Annotated in this window: 11 protein-coding genes; 4 read left to right on the top strand and 7 right to left on the bottom strand. The window is 73.4% G+C overall.

Annotated features, from left to right (window positions below):
• The first annotated feature begins 10 nt into the window (after positions 1-10).
• Positions 11-994: a methylmalonyl Co-A mutase-associated GTPase MeaB gene (meaB, locus tag ACZ7IF_RS15880; protein ID WP_470970761.1), complete on the top strand. Its 984-nt coding sequence runs from the start codon at positions 11-13 to the stop codon at positions 992-994.
• Positions 995-1,024: 30 nt separating this feature from the next.
• On the opposite strand, the gene ACZ7IF_RS15875 is transcribed toward meaB, so the two are convergent.
• Both ACZ7IF_RS15875 and ACZ7IF_RS15870 read right to left on the bottom strand, forming a co-directional pair.
• Positions 1,025-4,114: an NACHT domain-containing protein gene (locus tag ACZ7IF_RS15875; RefSeq protein WP_470970754.1), complete on the bottom strand. Its 3,090-nt coding sequence runs from the start codon at positions 4,112-4,114 to the stop codon at positions 1,025-1,027.
• Between the two features lie 72 nt (positions 4,115-4,186).
• Positions 4,187-5,188: an asparaginase gene (locus ACZ7IF_RS15870; RefSeq protein ID WP_470970746.1), complete on the bottom strand. Its 1,002-nt coding sequence runs from the start codon at positions 5,186-5,188 to the stop codon at positions 4,187-4,189.
• 114 nt (positions 5,189-5,302) lie between these two features.
• On the opposite strand from ACZ7IF_RS15870, the gene ACZ7IF_RS15865 reads away from it, so the two are divergent.
• Both ACZ7IF_RS15865 and ACZ7IF_RS15860 read left to right on the top strand, forming a co-directional pair.
• Positions 5,303-5,752 carry an Lrp/AsnC family transcriptional regulator gene (locus ACZ7IF_RS15865; protein ID WP_469114618.1) on the top strand — a complete coding sequence of 150 codons (450 nt, stop codon included), beginning with the start codon at positions 5,303-5,305 and terminating at the stop codon, positions 5,750-5,752.
• A 133-nt stretch (positions 5,753-5,885) separates the two neighbouring features.
• Complete coding sequence (locus tag ACZ7IF_RS15860) at positions 5,886-7,718, top strand: AfsR/SARP family transcriptional regulator (protein WP_470970736.1); 1,833 nt, start codon at positions 5,886-5,888, stop codon at positions 7,716-7,718.
• 34 nt (positions 7,719-7,752) lie between these two features.
• Here the strand turns inward: ACZ7IF_RS15860 and ACZ7IF_RS15855 are convergent, their stop codons facing one another.
• Entirely contained in the window at positions 7,753-8,313 is a 561-nt protein-coding gene (locus ACZ7IF_RS15855) for a hypothetical protein (RefSeq protein ID WP_470970730.1), read from the bottom strand.
• An 84-nt stretch (positions 8,314-8,397) separates the two neighbouring features.
• Positions 8,398-9,186, bottom strand: a complete 789-nt coding sequence (locus ACZ7IF_RS15850; RefSeq protein ID WP_470970724.1) for a 4'-phosphopantetheinyl transferase family protein — start codon at positions 9,184-9,186, stop codon at positions 8,398-8,400.
• A 218-nt stretch (positions 9,187-9,404) separates the two neighbouring features.
• Between ACZ7IF_RS15850 and ACZ7IF_RS15845 the strand changes: the two genes are divergently transcribed.
• Complete coding sequence (locus tag ACZ7IF_RS15845; protein ID WP_470970721.1) at positions 9,405-10,412, top strand: TauD/TfdA family dioxygenase; 1,008 nt, start codon at positions 9,405-9,407, stop codon at positions 10,410-10,412.
• Between the two features lie 75 nt (positions 10,413-10,487).
• Here ACZ7IF_RS15845 and ACZ7IF_RS15840 read toward each other — a convergent pair whose 3' ends face one another.
• From ACZ7IF_RS15840 to ACZ7IF_RS15830, 3 genes are all read right to left on the bottom strand, one after another.
• Positions 10,488-13,049, bottom strand: coding sequence for an FtsX-like permease family protein (locus tag ACZ7IF_RS15840; protein WP_470970717.1), 2,562 nt, complete (start codon positions 13,047-13,049; stop codon positions 10,488-10,490).
• Positions 13,049-13,828: an ABC transporter ATP-binding protein gene (locus tag ACZ7IF_RS15835; protein ID WP_470970714.1), complete on the bottom strand. Its 780-nt coding sequence runs from the start codon at positions 13,826-13,828 to the stop codon at positions 13,049-13,051. Before ACZ7IF_RS15835 ends, ACZ7IF_RS15840 begins: the two co-directional genes overlap by 1 nt.
• Positions 13,829-14,034: 206 nt before the next feature.
• Positions 14,035-14,745: a hypothetical protein gene (locus tag ACZ7IF_RS15830; RefSeq protein ID WP_470970708.1), complete on the bottom strand. Its 711-nt coding sequence runs from the start codon at positions 14,743-14,745 to the stop codon at positions 14,035-14,037.
• Between the last annotated feature and the right edge of the window lie 6 nt (positions 14,746-14,751).

Below are 14,751 nucleotides of genomic sequence, written 5' to 3'. Positions count from 1 at the left end.
GGCGCCGGGTATGCCCCCGAAGATCGACATCGACGTGTACGTGAAGGGCGTGCTCGACGGGAAGCGCGCGCACATCGCGCGCGCCATCACCCTCGTCGAGTCCACCCGGGCGGACCACCGCACCCTGGCCCAGCGGCTGCTGACGGAACTCCTGCCCCACACGGGCAAGGCGCGCCGGATCGGCATCAGCGGGGTGCCGGGGGTGGGCAAGTCCACCTTCATCGACGCGTTCGGCTCGATGCTGACGGGCCTCGGGCACCGGGTCGCGGTCCTCGCGGTGGACCCCTCGTCCACGCGCACGGGCGGCTCCATCCTGGGTGACAAGACCCGGATGGAGCGGCTCGCGGTCGACCCGGCGGCCTTCGTGCGCCCCTCCCCCTCGGCCGGCACGCTGGGCGGGGTCGCGAAGGCCACGCGCGAGTCGATGATCGTGATGGAGGCGGCGGGCTACGACGTGGTCCTCGTCGAGACGGTCGGCGTGGGCCAGTCGGAGACCACGGTGGCGGGGATGGTGGACTCGTTCCTGCTCCTCTCCCTGGCCCGTACGGGCGACCAGCTCCAGGGCATCAAGAAGGGCGTCCTGGAACTGGCGGACGTCCTCGCGGTGAACAAGGCGGACGGCCCGCACGAGCGCGACGCGAAGGCCGCCGCCCGGGAGCTGTCGGGCGCGCTGCGTCTGATGCACCCGGCGGACGCGGCGTGGACCCCGCCGGTGCTGACGTGCAGCGCGCGGGAGTCGGCGGGCCTGGACGAGGTCTGGAACCGCCTGGAACAGCACCGTACGGTCCTGGAGACGGGCGGCCGGCTGGCCGCCAAGCGGGCGGCGCAGCAGGTGGAGTGGACCTGGGCGATGGTCCGTGACGAGCTGCTGGAGCGGCTCCGGTCGAACCCGGCGGTGCGGGAGCTGGCCCCTGGCCTGGAGGCCGCCGTCCGCACCGGTACGGTCACCGCGACCTCGGCGGCGGACCGGATCCTGGGGGCGTTCGGGGGCTGAGCCCGTGCCCTGACCGGGCCCGTCGCCGTGTCATGCGGAGGCGGGCCCGTCCGCTTCGTCGGGCAGGGGGTGCTGCTCCCGGAGGATTGCCAGCTTCACGGAACGCGGCAGCCGGTCGGCACCGCGGATGCGGTCGGGGCTCGTTTCCACGGTGAGCGCCACCAGGCCGGCCAGTCCTGCGAGCGCGGTGACGTCGAGGTCCCCCTCCGCGGTGACGTCGCCGAAGAGCGCGCACCGCTCCAGCCCGGGGAAGAGTGCGGGGATGCGTCGCACGGCCCCCTGGAGCCCCCTCTCTCCGGGCCGGCAGTCGAGGAACAGGTCGACGAGGTCCGGCAGCGTCACGTCCGCGGGAAAGGCACCGAACGCCGAGACCTCCAGAATGAGCGTGTCGAGCTCCCGCAACCCCGTGAGCGCCCGCAGGTCGAGATCCGGGGACGCGTCGAAAATGCTGAGCTCCCGGACCTTCAGCCCGCTGAGGGCGGAAAGGTCCTTCAGCTCCGCGCACTGGCTGATGCCGACCTCCGTCAGAGCGGACTGGCCTGCCAGGAAGCCCAGGTCGGAGAGGTCCGCGCCTTGGAACACGATGCGCCTGGGGCTCCGATGGCCGAGGTAGGACGTCAGCGCCTCCGGTGAGACGCCCCTCCTGACGTCCAGTTGGCACACGTCCAGTCCGAGACGGTCGAGCTGGCGGAGGTGATCGTCGGACCTGACGGTGTAGAGGAGGCCGTCCGGGTCCAGGTGTGCGATGACCTGCTCGGCGTAGTCGGCGCTGTCGAACCGGTACCAGCTCCGCATGATCTGGGAACGCACCTCGCGGAAGTGGTGCTGGGCGAACTGCGCGAGGAAGGGGATCGCTGCTTCCGAGGTGACGTGCGAGGCCGCGATGACCGTGTGGTACGCGTCCATGTCGCCGAGGTCCGCCGGGCCGGGCAGAAGGCCCAGGATCAGGGGACCGACCTCGGCGAGGGCTCGCGCTTCGTCCTCGTCCTGCGGCGGGATGAGGGTCTCGGTGCGCGCCTCCACCTCCCGTCGCGTCTCGGGGGCGAGCGTGGTGGCGTGCTCCAGGCAGGCCGCTGCCAGGAGGTAGACGCGCGCCTTCACGCGCCGGTCGGTGGAGCGGTCGCCGAGGTCCAGCAGGTCACGGAAGATCGCCACGCGTTCGGCGGGACGCGCGAGGGCGACCGCCATGCGAATGACGTCCTCCCACTGGTCGTCGGCAGCGTGAGCGGTGAGCAGCCCGAAGTCACCGTCCTCGACGGCGGCCCGGGCGCCGAGGAAATCCTGGAAGGTGCGGTGGACGAAGTCCACGGTGCCGGGGGCCGGTTCACGGAGCAGGCCGCTGCGCTGGAGGAAGTGCTCGAACACCACGGGTGCGTCGCCCAGCGCCGCCGCCTCCGGGACGGCGGGGAGAGCGCGGGCGATGATGTCCTCGGCCCGTGAACGGTCCATCTCCGTACGGCCGTTCTTGATCAGCCAGTACGCGAGCCGCTGGAGCAGGTCGAGCTGCGGCTCTTCCCGGAGGTCCGGGAGGCGCATGTCGCGCTCGCGGTCACGGCGGCTGAGCAGCATGGAGAGCGCGGCCTCGTAGAGGTCCCTGCGGCCGTGCGGGAGGAAGCCTCGCCGGTCCCGGTGGAGGGCGCAGATCAACCCGCACATCAGCGGGTTGGTGGCGAGCCGGCCGAGGTCGGCCTTGACGCGTACGGAGGTGAGGAGCTGGGCCTCGTACGCTTCCAGCTCCTCGTCCTCGTCCGTGCCCCGGCGGGCCGCCGCGTGCCAGCGCCGGATGAACGTGGCGGCCTCGGCCGGACCCATCGGGGACAGGGTCATCTCGGCGAAGCCGTCCTCCGCCAGCCAGTCCATGCCGACGGCGGAGGGGCGGGAGGTGACGAGCCAGCGGTTGTCTCCGTCGTACAGGTCCATGAGGTCCCGCAGCCAGGTGCGGGTGCGTTCACGCTCGCGCTCGGGGACCTCGTCGATGCCGTCGATCAGGACCAGGGCCCGTCCGGAGGCCAGCACCCGGTGCGCCCAGCCGTCGGGCTGGCTCCCGCCGAGCGGGCAGCCTGCGGCGGTGAGGAAATCCCGCGGCTCGGGGAGCCGGTCGCCGTGGCGGGTCAGGGTGCGCAGGGGCAGTACGAAGGGGATGCGGTCGTCCAGGTACGACATCTGCGGCGGGAAGTCCTGGCGGGCGGCGGAGACGGCCAGCCACTGCACGAGGGTGGTCTTGCCGGAACCGGCCTCACCCCGCAGCAGGACCCGAGGAGTGTTGGCGAGGGCCTGGTCCGCCGGCTGTGTGGCGACGGCGTGGAGGTACTCCCTCAGGGTCTCCAGAGCCTTGACGCTGTCGCCCGTGGCACGGGCGATCCCGTCCGTCTCGTCGACGGTCCAGCCCTCGGGGTGCTCCTCCGGCTTCCACGACCTGGCCACCTCCAGGCTCAGGTACGCCGCGTCCAGCGGCCACCGGTTCGGGGTGTTGCCCAGGTCGATGCCGTAGATGGTGAGCTTCGCGTGCCTGCGGGCCACGTACGGGAGGTACAGCTCCTCGAACGCGGCGTCCTCCGCCCCCGGAAGGGGGTCGCGGCGGATGAGTTCGTCCACCTTGGCCGTCAGCTCGGCGATGCCCCGGGTCTGGGACACCAGGGCGTGGGGGACGAAGGTCGAGCGTTGCGTGAAGAAGTTCAGGATGTGCAGGCAGGCGGCGTCGAGCAGGCGCTCGTAGAAGTAGGTGGCGTCCGACGTCAGTTCGCGCTCCGGACGGCCGGCGGCGTCCCGTAGCGCGCGGGCGAACGCGGCGGGGCCCAGCCGGACCGCGTCCACGTCGCTGATCGTGAGGTCGCCGAGGGCGTGCAGCGTGGTGGCGAGGGCGTCGGCGACGGACTGTTGTTCGTCGGCCGCGATGGGGCGTTCGCCCGTGCGCAGGGCCCGCCGGACCAGTTTCGCCGCCAGAGCCCGCAGGTCGGACTGTGTCAGGGTGCGCTTCTCGCCGGTGAAGGAGACGTACCCGGAGATCCTGATCGGCTTGTCGACCAGGCCCGCGCCGGGGCCTTCCGTGACGAAGAGCTGCCTGACGAGCGGGCCGATGGCCGCCGAGGCGATCCGCATGCCGATGATCCCGGGCTCCATGTCCGCGTCCCCCCACGACGTCGTGTCCGTTGCGAGGATCCTATGGGGCCCGGAGTCGTGCGCCGCGAAACCCTACGCGTCGACCAGCACCGGGTCCGGCGTACCCAGGGCCGCGTGCAGGGCCCGGGTGCGGGCGGCCGGGTCGGTGGCGGACAGCAGGGCCGCGAGGACGGCGATGCGGGCCTGGCCGGCGCGGAGCGTGCCGGTGGGGACGGCGCCGGCGGCGACGAGGTCGACCGCGCCACCGTGCGTGTAGATCTCGGTGACCGGGCCGGCGGCGACCCGCGTGGTCAGGGCGACGAGGACGCCCCGGGCGACGGCGGCCCGTACCGCTTCGACGATCTCGGGGGTGGCGTTGCCGGCGCCGGTGCCGATGAGGACGATGCCCTGGGCGCCGGCGTCGACGGCGGCGTTCAGCAGCAGCGGGTCGGCGTCGGCGTGGTGCATGACCATGTCGACGCGCGGCGGCAGCTCCGGCATGGCGGGCAGGGCGAGGGGGGCCGGGCGCTCGGGGTGGCGGAGCACGGCGACCTTGCCGAAGCCGATCTTGCCGAGCAGTTCCTTCGAGGGGTCCGCGAAGGCGTCCAGGGCCACGGCCTGGGTCTTCACGGTGCCGCGGGCGGCGTGGACCCGGCCGGCGAAGGTGATCAGGACGCCCAGCCCGCGCGTGGTCGCGGCGGTGAGGAGGGCGTCGTAGAGGTTGCCGGGGCCGTCGCCGTCGGCGGAGCCCATGGGGAGCTGCGAGCCGGTGAAGACGACGCTGCGCGCGTCGTGGTGGTGCAGGTCGACCAGGAAGGCCGACTCCTCCAGGGTGTCGGTGCCGTGGGTGACGACGATGCCGTCGACGCCGGGGTCGGCGAGGACCTCGTGGACGGTGCGCAGCAGGGTGAGCTGGTGGGCGGTGGTGAGGCGGGGGCTGTTCACGCTGAACAGGTCGACGACGTCGACGCTGACGCCCTCGGGCAGCGGCGCGGTGGCCATGACCTCGCGGCCGTCCGCCTCGGCGGCGAAGCCCGAGCCCATCCACCGGCTGGCTATCGTCCCGCCGGTGCTGATGACGACGATGCGCCCCATGGCCACCCTTCCTTCGTACAGATTTTCTGGAGGGGGCAATGATAGTGAGATCTACGCGCAATGCGATTGCGCGTTTGAGCCGAACCGTAATAAAAGCTGAGCGATAATTGCGTGATGGATGCGATTGACCGTGAAATCTTGCGTGAGCTCCAGCGCGACGGCCGGCTCAGCAACCAGGAGCTCGCCCAGCGCGTGGGCCTGACCCCCTCCCCCTGCATGCGCCGGGTGCGGCAGCTGGAGCAGGACGGGGTGATCCAGGGGTACCGCGCGGTGATCGACCCCGACGCGGTGGGCCGAGGCTTCGAGGTGCTGGTGTCGGTGGAGGTCCGCCGGGACCGGGAGGCCGTCGAGGCCTTCGAGGCGGCCCTCCAGGACATCCCCGACGTGGTGGAGGCCTACCGCCTCTTCGGCAGCCCGGGCTGCCTGCTGCGCATCGCCGTCGCGGACCTGCGCGCGTACGAGCGGCTGTGGATCGAGCGGCTGACGGCGCTCTCCGGGGTCACCGAGGTCAACTCCCAGATCATCATGAAGCGCGTCAAGGACCCCACGGGCCTGCCCGTGTGAGCCGGTGCGACCCTCCCGGCCTGCGGATATCGCCGCGGGCCGGGAGGCGCACGGCGAGCGATAACCCTCCAATAAGGCCCCCGCATAGCTTCTGGAATCCAGAACGGATGCTCACACCAGAAGGGGGTGCCGCATGGACTTCCGGCTGCTCGGGCCGATCGAGGCCAAACGGGGAGGCGGCGCTACGATCCCGCTCTCCGGTTCGAAGGTGCACACGGTGCTCGCCGCGCTGCTGCTGTCCGAGGGACGCGTGGTCTCCGATGCACGGCTCAGCGCGCTCCTGTGGGGGTGGGACCCGCCGGCCACGGCGAGCGCGCAGATCTACACGTACATGTCCAGGCTGCGCAAGCACCTCGGCGAGGAGATCGAGATCGTCCGGCGCCAGCCCGGCTACGTGCTGCGGGCGCCCGGGGCGTGGATCGACCTGACCGAGTTCACCCGGCTCGACCGGCTGGGCCGCGAGGCCCTCGCCGAGCGGCGCTTCGAGGAGGCCGGGGCGCTGCTGCGCGACGCGCTGGACCTGTGGCGGGGCACCGCGCTGGCCAACGCGACCGAGCAGATGATCGAGGCGGAGCTGCCCCCGCTCGAAGAGGCCCGGATGATCGCGCTGGAGAGCCGGATCGAGGCCGACCTGGCCGTCGGGCGGCACGAGCAGGTGACCGCCGAGCTGACCGGGCTGGTCGCCGAGCACCCCGTACGGGAGCGCCTGCGCGCCCAGCTGATGACGGCCCTGTACCGCTGCGGGCGGCAGGCCGACGCGCTGCACACCTACTACGAGGGGCGCGCGGTCCTCGCCGACCAGCTGGGCGTGGACCCGGGCGAGGCGCTGGGCTCCACCTACCAGGCGGTGCTCGGCGGCGGCCTGGGCCTGGCCTCGGCCGCGCCCCCGGCGTCCGCCGCGGACGGCGCTCCGGCGGCCCCGGCGGCGCCCGCGGGGCGGGCCGCGCCCTCGACGCTGCCGGCGCCCTACGGGGAGTTCACCGGCCGCGGGGCCGAACTGGCCGCGCTGCGCGAGCGGCTGACCCGTGAGGACGGCCGCCCGCGGCGGCTGCTGATCACCGGCATGGCCGGGGTGGGCAAGACGGCGCTCGCGGTGCGCGCGGCCCAGGACTGCGCCGCGCGGTTCCCGGACGGGCAGCTGTACGTGGAGCTGTGCCATCCGGACGGCGCCCCGAAGGAGCCCGCCGAGGTGCTGGTGCGGCTGCTGCGCGCCCTCGGGGAGCCGCCGCCGGCGGCCGCCGCGCAGGACCTGGAGGAGCTGGTGCGGCTGTACCGGACCCGGACATCGGGCGCCCGGCTGCTGGTGGTGCTGGACGGCGCGGTGGGCGACCGGCAGGTGGCCCCGCTGCTGCCGGGCGGCCCGGAGGCGGCGGTGCTGATCACCAGTCAGGCCCGGCTGGCCCGGGTGGCGGGCGCGGACACCACCGCGCTGACCCCGGTCGACGACGACGAGGCGATGGAGCTGCTGGCCTCGCTGGCCGGCCGGGACCGGCTGGAGGCGGATCCGGACGCGGCCGACGACCTGGTCGCGTACTGCGCGGGGCTGCCGCTGGCCCTGTCGGTGACCGGGGCCCGGCTCGCGGCCCGGCCGCACTGGCCGGTGGCCCGGCTGGCGGCCCGGCTGGCCGATCCGGACGGCCGGCTGGCCGAGCTGGCGTACGGGGACGTCAGCGTGCGCGAGGCGCTGGTGCACTGCGTACGCCGGGTGGGCGGCCCGGAGCTGGCCGCACTGACGGGGCTCGCCGACTGGGACGGGGAACCGTTCTCCGCCCAGTACGCGGCGCTGGTGCTGGGCTCGGCGGAGGAGGAGGCGGAGTCTGCCCTGGACGCCTTGGTGGACGGCGCCCTGATGGAGCTGTCCGGGCTGGACGCCCAGGGCAGGCCGCTGTACCGGTGCAATGACCTGGTGCGGCTGCTGGCGGCCTCGCTGACCACGCGTGACGCCTTCCCCTCCGCGGTGCGGTGAGCGTGCGGCGGGCCGGGCACCTACGGGGCTGCGCTCACCAGGAGCTGTGGGAGCGCGGCTGGAAGGTGCCGGCCGGCCGCAGGGCGGGCTCGATGGTCTCCCGGACGATCGTCCACACGTCGGCGACGACCCGCTCGCGCGGCGGGCGCGGGGACTGGGAGAGGGCGTCGGCGGCGATGGCCCAGGCGGACGCGACGGCGGCGGTGGCCCGGACCTCGGCGGAGGGCTTCGCGGCCTTCGCCCGGGCCCGGCCGACGTCGATGCGGAACGCGAGTTCGGCGGCCTGGCCCAGCTGGACCTCACGGATGAGCCGGGTGACGGGGAGCGCGAAGACGGCGGGCGAGAGCGGGTGTTCGTAGACCCGGCGGACCCAGGTGGAGAAGCGCAGCCGCTCCCGCTCCTCCCAGCCGCCGCGCGCGGCCGGGCCCGGGTCGTCCTGCTCGACGGCCTCCGCGATCCGGGTGAAGTAGTCGTCCAGGTCCTGGGCGGTCAGGCCCAGCAGCCCGGTGCCGGCCGGGGCTTGGGACGCCGGGCGACCGTGGACGGGGTTGGCGGCGATCAGCTCTTCCACGGGGAAGAAGGACTCGATGGTCATGGCTCTGCGGGCCTTTCGCTGAGGCGGTACCGGGGCGGTCGGGCGGGGACGGGGTGCGTGCGGGTGCGTGGCGGGTGCGCGGGATCAGGTGGCGGTCGGCTGGTCGGTGTGGTGGTGGACCGGGCCATGCGCGGCGGGTCCCGCCGGCCGGGCCAGTGCCACCGCGACGCCGTCGAAGACCCGGAGGTCCTCGACGGTCCAGGCGCTGGTGCGGCCGCGGTGGGTATGGGTGATCCGGACCGGTCCGGTGCGGGCCGGATGGGTTTCCAGCAGGCCGAGTTCGACGCCGGACAGGCCGAGGCCGGTGGCCTTGACCACGGCTTCCTTCCGGGTCCAGATCCGGTGGAAGGCCGCGTCCCGTTCGGGCCCCTGGGGCAGGGCGGCCAGGTGGGCGCGCTCGGCGGGGGTCAGGTCCGGGTCGGTGGTCGCCGAACGGCGTACGGGGCGCAGGGCCTCGGCGTCGATGCCGATCGCGGCGCCCGCGCCGAGTACGAAGACCCCGCAGCCGTTCGTCCGGCTCATGCTGAGGGCGAGCGGCACCGGCGGGACGACCAGCCGGGGCGGACCGTGGCTGCCGTCGCCGCAGCCGGGACAGTTGTCCCGGCCGAGGGCGATGTCCCGGGGTTCGAGGTGGAACAGTTCCCCGAGTGCCCGGCGGGCGGCGGCGCGGGAGCGGACGAATGCCGCGGCGTCGCGTTCGGCGGGCAGGGACAGCGCCCGCCGGAACTCCTCGGTGTCCAGCAGCGGCAGGTCGGCCGGATCGGTGTTCTCGGGCGGACGCCACCACCAGACGTGGGCCTCCCCCTGGGCGCCCAGGGCGCCGGCCGCGGCGATCGCCGGGCCATGGGCGGGGTCCTCTTCCCTCAATGCCATGAAATCCTCCCTTCTTCTCCCCCGTCGAACGGTGCGGGAACTGCGGCCGACCGGCTGATTCACCGGGGACAAAGCCGCCCCATAAGCATTCGGCGGGCAACTATGTCCCGCCTATACCTATTTCCGCTGCCCGTTCGGGAGTGTTTTCCATAGGAATGTGATAGGGCACGTCCGGAAACTGACTCGGGTCAAGGCTCATCTACCCCGAGGAATTTTTCATGCCAAGGACGCGAGAGCACACCCTTACCCTTCCCGCGACCGGTACGACGCCGGACGCCGTCACCCTCACGGACGCCGAGCGCGACGAGCTGATCGCCCTGGCCACCGGGGTGCTGGAGGCCGGCCCGGCGCTGATCGACGAGCCGGCCTGGCTGGACACCGTCCGGGACGCCTCGGCGATGCTGCCCCGCCGGATCCTCTCCGAGCTGCGCCGCTTCCGGCACGACGCCGGCCCGGACGCGGTGCTGCTGCTGCGCAACGTCCCGGTGGTGGCGAACGACCCGCTGCCGGAGACGCCGGGCGTGCCCGGTTCCGTGGAGCGGCTGCCGGCCGTGGCGTCGGCCCTGGTCACGGCGGCGATGCTGCAGCTCGGCGAGGTCATCGCCTATCGCAGCGAGAAGACCGGCGCCCTGGTGCAGAACGTCGTGCCGGTGCCGGGGAGCGAGAATTCCCAGAGCAATGCGGGATCGGTTCTGCTGGAACTCCACGTCGAGAACGCCTTCCATGACAACAAGCCCGACTACGTGGGGCTGCTCTGCGTGCGCGAGGATTCGACGGGCGACGCGAAGCTGTGCACGTCCTCGATACGGCGGGCGCTTCCGCTGCTTTCCGAGCGCACGGCCGCGGTACTGGCCGCGCCCCGGTTCCTCACCGAGCCGCCGCCGTCCTTCGGCGACCTGAATTCCGTCACGCCGGCGCACCCCATCCTGGTCGGGGACCCCGAGGACCCGAACATCCTGGTGGACTTCGCCGCGACGCACCCGCTGGACGACGAGGCCGCGGCCGCCATGGGCGAGCTGCGCGAGGCGCTCATGCGGACGATGTCGGCCCTGGCGCTGCGGGTCGGCGACCTCGCCGTGGTGGACAACCGGCTCGCCGTGCACGGCAGGACCTCCTTCACCCCTCGCTACGACGGCCAGGACCGCTGGCTGCACCGGGTGTACGCGCACCTGGACCACCGGCGCAGCCGGGTGGACCGCAGGGGCGGCGGGGCGGTGCTCGACTGAGGACCGGACCGCACGCACCGAAGGCCGGAGGGCCGGCCCCCACGAGGGGGGCCGGCCCTCCGGCCGTTGCGACCGCTACTGGCGCGAGCCGATGACGTCCGCGGGACGGCCCGCCAGGGCGAGACGGCCCGGGACCAGCGTGGCCAGGGCGGTGAGCACCGCCGCGAAGCCCAGCACCCCGAGGTACATCCAGGGGTCGATGGACGGGGACGCGGAGCCCGTCATCCCGACGCTGAAGGCGGTGAGCACCGCGAAGGCGATGCCCGTGCCCAGCACGGCGGAGATGATGACCACCAGGGCGGACTCGATGCGGAGCATGCCCATCACCTGCCGGCGGGTGGTGCCGACGAGCTGGAGCAGGGCGAACTCTCGGATCCGGTCGGAGACCGACATGGCCAGCGTGTTGACCACGGCGATCGCGGTGAAGGCGATGATCAGTCCCATCGCCACGTAGTTGACCTCGGCGTTGGACTGCTGGACCTCGGCCTGCAGGTCCTCGACCTGGTCGCGGTCGAGCACACCGACGCCGGGCAGGGCGCCGACGGCCTTCTGCAACTCGGCGCGGCCGGGCTTGCCCTCGCCGGCGGTCTTGACCAGCAGCGAGGAGGCGAGCGGGTTGTCGACGTGCTTGACGACCAGCTCGTGGGACATCGTCAGGTCGCCGAAGCCGAGCCCGCGGTCGTAGACGGCCGCGACGGTCAGCTCGGTCTCGGTGCCGTCGCCGAGGGTCAGCTTCAGCTTGTCCCCCGGCTTCTTGCCCAGGTTGTCGGCCGCGACGTCGCTGAGGGCGACGGACTGCGGTCCGAACCCGTCCAGGGTGCCGGCGCTGACGCCCGGGTCCCAGGTCTGGGTCAGGCCCTGGGTGGACACGCCCTGCGCCGGGTACTTCTCCAGGCCGACGCGCACGGAGGTGCGTACGACCTCGGTCACCGCCGACACGCCGGGGACCCGGTGGAGGCTGTCCGCGGCCTGCGCGGGCACACCGGGGCCGGCCGAGCCGACGACCCAGTCGGCCTTGTTGCCGGCCTTGGCCTGGGCGGAGGCCGCCGCGCCCATCGTGGTCTGGACGAAGAACACCGTGCAGGCCATGCCGATCAGCAGGGCCAGCGGGGTGACGGCCGCGGACAGCCGCTTGGTGTTGGCGCGGGCGTTGGCGGTGGCCAGGTAGCCGCCGACCCGGGAGGCCCTGAGCGGGACCCCGAGGACCGCGACCGCGATCCGGGCGATCAGCGGGCCGAGCAGCGACACCGCCACCGCGAGGACCACGACCGACAGGAAGGTCACCGGGGTGGACGCCGGCTCGCTGCGCAGCACCGAGAGGACCGCGAGCAGGACGACACCGCCGGCCAGGAACGCGGCGCCGGCGCCGAGCCGGCCCCAGGCGAAGTTCCGCTGCTCCATGGCCGCCTCGGACAGGGCCTCGGCGGGGCGGATGCGGGCGGTGCGGCGGGCCGAGATCCTCGCGGCCGCCCACGCCCCCAGCAGGGCCGCGCCGATCGCCGCGAAGAACGGGAAGACGCTGAAGGTGACTTCGAGGGTGTCGGGGATCGCCTTGAAGCCGACGAACTTGCCGTGCAGCCAGTAGGCGATGGGCAGGCCGGTGACCGAGCCGAGCACACCGGCGAGGGCGCCGACGATCAGTGCCTCGCGGCCGATGAGCTGGCGGACCTGCTTGGGCGTCGCCGCGATGGCGCGCAGCAGGGCCAGTTCGCGGTAGCGCTGCTGGATGGACAGGGCGAAGGTGCCGACGACCACGAGGATCGCGACGAGCAGCGAGGTGCCGCCGATGGCGCCGCCCATGGAGACCAGCTTGATGCGGGCCTTGGCCGCGTCGAGGAACTCGACCGGGCCGCGCTCGCCGCCGGTGACCACCTGGGCGGTGGTGCCGTCGAGGGCCTTCTCGACCTGCTTGGCGAGGTCCGCGGTGGACACGCCGGGCTTGGCCAGCACGCCGACCACCGCGACCTGTCCGGCGCGGCCCGAGAGCCGCTCGGCCTCGGCGTCCGAGAAGAACAGCGAGGTCTGCTGCTCCAGGTCGCCCCCGGCGGGGGCCGCGATACCGCTCACGCGGTACTTGCGCGGGGAGCCGGTGGCCTGGACGGTCAGCTCGGTGCCGGGCTTGACGCCGGTCCGGCGGGCGAGTTCGCGGTCGACGACGACCTCGTCGGCGCCGGCCGGGGCGGCGCCCTCGGACAGGGTGAAGGGGGTCAGGGCCGCGGAGGTCCAGGAGTGGCCGTAGGAGGGCTTTCCGTCGACGCCCGGGACGACCTGTCCCTTGGGGCTGACCGCGTACGCCGGGAAGGTGACCTCGGGCAGCGCGGCCTTGACGCCCGGCAGCGAGCCGAGGGTGGTGGCGGTGTCGGCGGGCAGCCAGACCCGCTCGCCGAGCGGCTTCTCCTTCTCCTTGGTCTTGGTCTTGTCGCCCTTGTTCTTGACGGTGACCTGGTGGACGTTCTGGTCACCGCCGACGATCACCGGGGCCCCGGCGTAGCGCTCGGTGCCGATCTCTCCTCTTAAACCCGTCTCCAGGAGGATGCCGCAGGCCGTGACGAGCGCGGCCGCGCAGAAGAGGGCGAGGAAGGCCCCGATGAAGCCGCCCTTGCGGGCGCGCAGGGTCTGCAGGGCATAGCGCAGCATCAGGCCCACGCTCCCAGGTGGGTCATGCGGTCGGCGACGCGGTCGGCGGTGGGGGCGTGCATCCGGTCGGCGATGCGGCCGTCGGCGAGGAAGAGGACGGTGTCGGCGTAGGAAGCGGCGACCGGGTCGTGGGTGACCATGACCACGGTCTGGCCGGTCTCGTCGACGCAGGACCGCAGCAGGGAGAGGATCTCCTTGGCGGTCACCGTGTCGAGGGCGCCGGTGGGCTCGTCACCGAAGATGACGTCGGGGCGGGTGATCAGGGCGCGAGCGATCGCCACGCGCTGCTGCTGGCCGCCGGAGAGCTCGGCGGGCCGGTGCGTGGCGCGGCCGCCCAGGCCCACGCGGGTGAGGATCTCCTCCAGCCAGACCGCGTCGAGGCGCTCGCCGGCCAGCCGCAGCGGAAGCTCCACGTTCTGGCGTACCGACAGGGCCGGGATGAGGTTGAAGGCCTGGAAGACGAAGCCGATGCGCTCGCGGCGCAGCTTCGTCAGCTGGGTCTCGTTCATCCCCCCGAGTTCGGTGTCGCCGATGAAGGCCTTGCCGCTGGAGGGCTTGTCGAGGCCGGCCGCGCAGTGCAGGAAGGTCGACTTTCCGGAACCGGAGGGTCCCATGACGGCCGTGAACGAGCCGCGCTCGATGCCGACCGAGACTCCGTCCAGCGCGCGCACGCCGCGCCCGCTCTTTCCGTACTCCTTCACGACCCCGTCCAGGCGCAGCGCGAACCCGGGGGATCCGGTGCTGCTCTGCCCACGGAGGCTGTTCGTCTGGGTCCGCATGCGCGACCAGTCCTTCCCATGCGTTTGAGGGGGGTATGTCAGCAGCCCCATCCGCCCAAGTCGGCGGATGCAACACGCCGATCCTTGAGGGCGGGTCTATATTCCCTCTACGCGAGAAGGCCCCGGGCACGCGTTTCCGGCCGGGGGCGGTGCCCTCCGGCCGGAACCGTGCGGTCCGGGGCCGTTCGGTCGGCGGGGAGGGACGGTCAGCGGCGGCGGCCGCGGGTGAGGCGGTACGCGAGGGCGGCGAGGGTGGCGGCGGCGCACACGGCGTAGCAGGCGACGACCCAGCCGGCGGGGGTGCGGCCGGCACCGAGTCCGTGGACGAGGCCGGCGGCCCAGCCCGCGTACGCGAGACCGTGCAGGACGCGGAACGGGCGGATCCAGCGGCGGGTGGCGAAGACGCCCCGCCACAGGCCGGTGAGCAGGGCGAGTACGAAGAGCTGGGCGGCCAGGGTGCCGAGGTCGACCAGGAGGTCCCCGCTCCCCCAGCCGAGTACGGCGTCGGCCGCGCCGATCTTCTCCCCGGCGACCTTGACGCCGATGTGGACGAGCAGGAAGCCGACGCCGGCCAGGCCGGCCGCGCGGTGCAGGAGCTGGGCGAACTGCCGCTGGGCGGGGCTGAGTACGTCGCGGAAGACGGTGGCGAGGCCGAGCGTCACGGAGCCGGAGAGCGCGACGAGCGCGAAGACGCCGGCCATCCGGTCCAGGAACTCCTGGACGGCGCCGCCGGCGAGGGGGCCGGCGCACAGCAGCAGGGCGACGGCGAGCAGCCCGCCGGTGACGGCCGCGGCCCCGGGTGCGGGGGTGTGCGGAGGCCCCGGCCGGGCGGGGGCGGGCGCGGCGGCGGGGGCCGGGTCGGCGGCGGGCGCGGCGGCGGGGGCCGGGTCGGCGGTGCGGGTGGCGGACTGGGCCATGGGGAG

The sequence above is a fragment of the Streptomyces sp. NPDC037421 genome, from assembly GCF_055602105.1.
Note: the sequence above shows the minus strand (reverse complement) of the source record. Positions and strands in the feature narration are given on the sequence as shown.

Bases quoted from the DNA above. Each gene is read 5' to 3' on its own strand.
- ACZ7IF_RS15840 (WP_470970717.1), bottom strand. From the start codon at position 13,049: ATGCTGCGCTATGCCCTGCAGACCCTGCGCGCCCGCAAGGGCGGCTTC.
- meaB (WP_470970761.1), top strand. From the start codon at position 11: ATGCCCCCGAAGATCGACATCGACGTGTACGTGAAGGGCGTGCTCGAC.
- ACZ7IF_RS15870 (WP_470970746.1), bottom strand. From the start codon at position 5,188: ATGGGGCGCATCGTCGTCATCAGCACCGGCGGGACGATAGCCAGCCGG.
- ACZ7IF_RS15845 (WP_470970721.1), top strand. From the start codon at position 9,405: ATGCCAAGGACGCGAGAGCACACCCTTACCCTTCCCGCGACCGGTACG.
- ACZ7IF_RS15860 (WP_470970736.1), top strand. From the start codon at position 5,886: ATGGACTTCCGGCTGCTCGGGCCGATCGAGGCCAAACGGGGAGGCGGC.
- ACZ7IF_RS15850 (WP_470970724.1), bottom strand. From the start codon at position 9,186: ATGGCATTGAGGGAAGAGGACCCCGCCCATGGCCCGGCGATCGCCGCG.
- ACZ7IF_RS15830 (WP_470970708.1), bottom strand. From the start codon at position 14,745: ATGGCCCAGTCCGCCACCCGCACCGCCGACCCGGCCCCCGCCGCCGCG.
- ACZ7IF_RS15835 (WP_470970714.1), bottom strand. From the start codon at position 13,828: ATGCGGACCCAGACGAACAGCCTCCGTGGGCAGAGCAGCACCGGATCC.
- ACZ7IF_RS15875 (WP_470970754.1), bottom strand. From the start codon at position 4,114: ATGGAGCCCGGGATCATCGGCATGCGGATCGCCTCGGCGGCCATCGGC.
- ACZ7IF_RS15855 (WP_470970730.1), bottom strand. From the start codon at position 8,313: ATGACCATCGAGTCCTTCTTCCCCGTGGAAGAGCTGATCGCCGCCAAC.
- ACZ7IF_RS15865 (WP_469114618.1), top strand. From the start codon at position 5,303: ATGGATGCGATTGACCGTGAAATCTTGCGTGAGCTCCAGCGCGACGGC.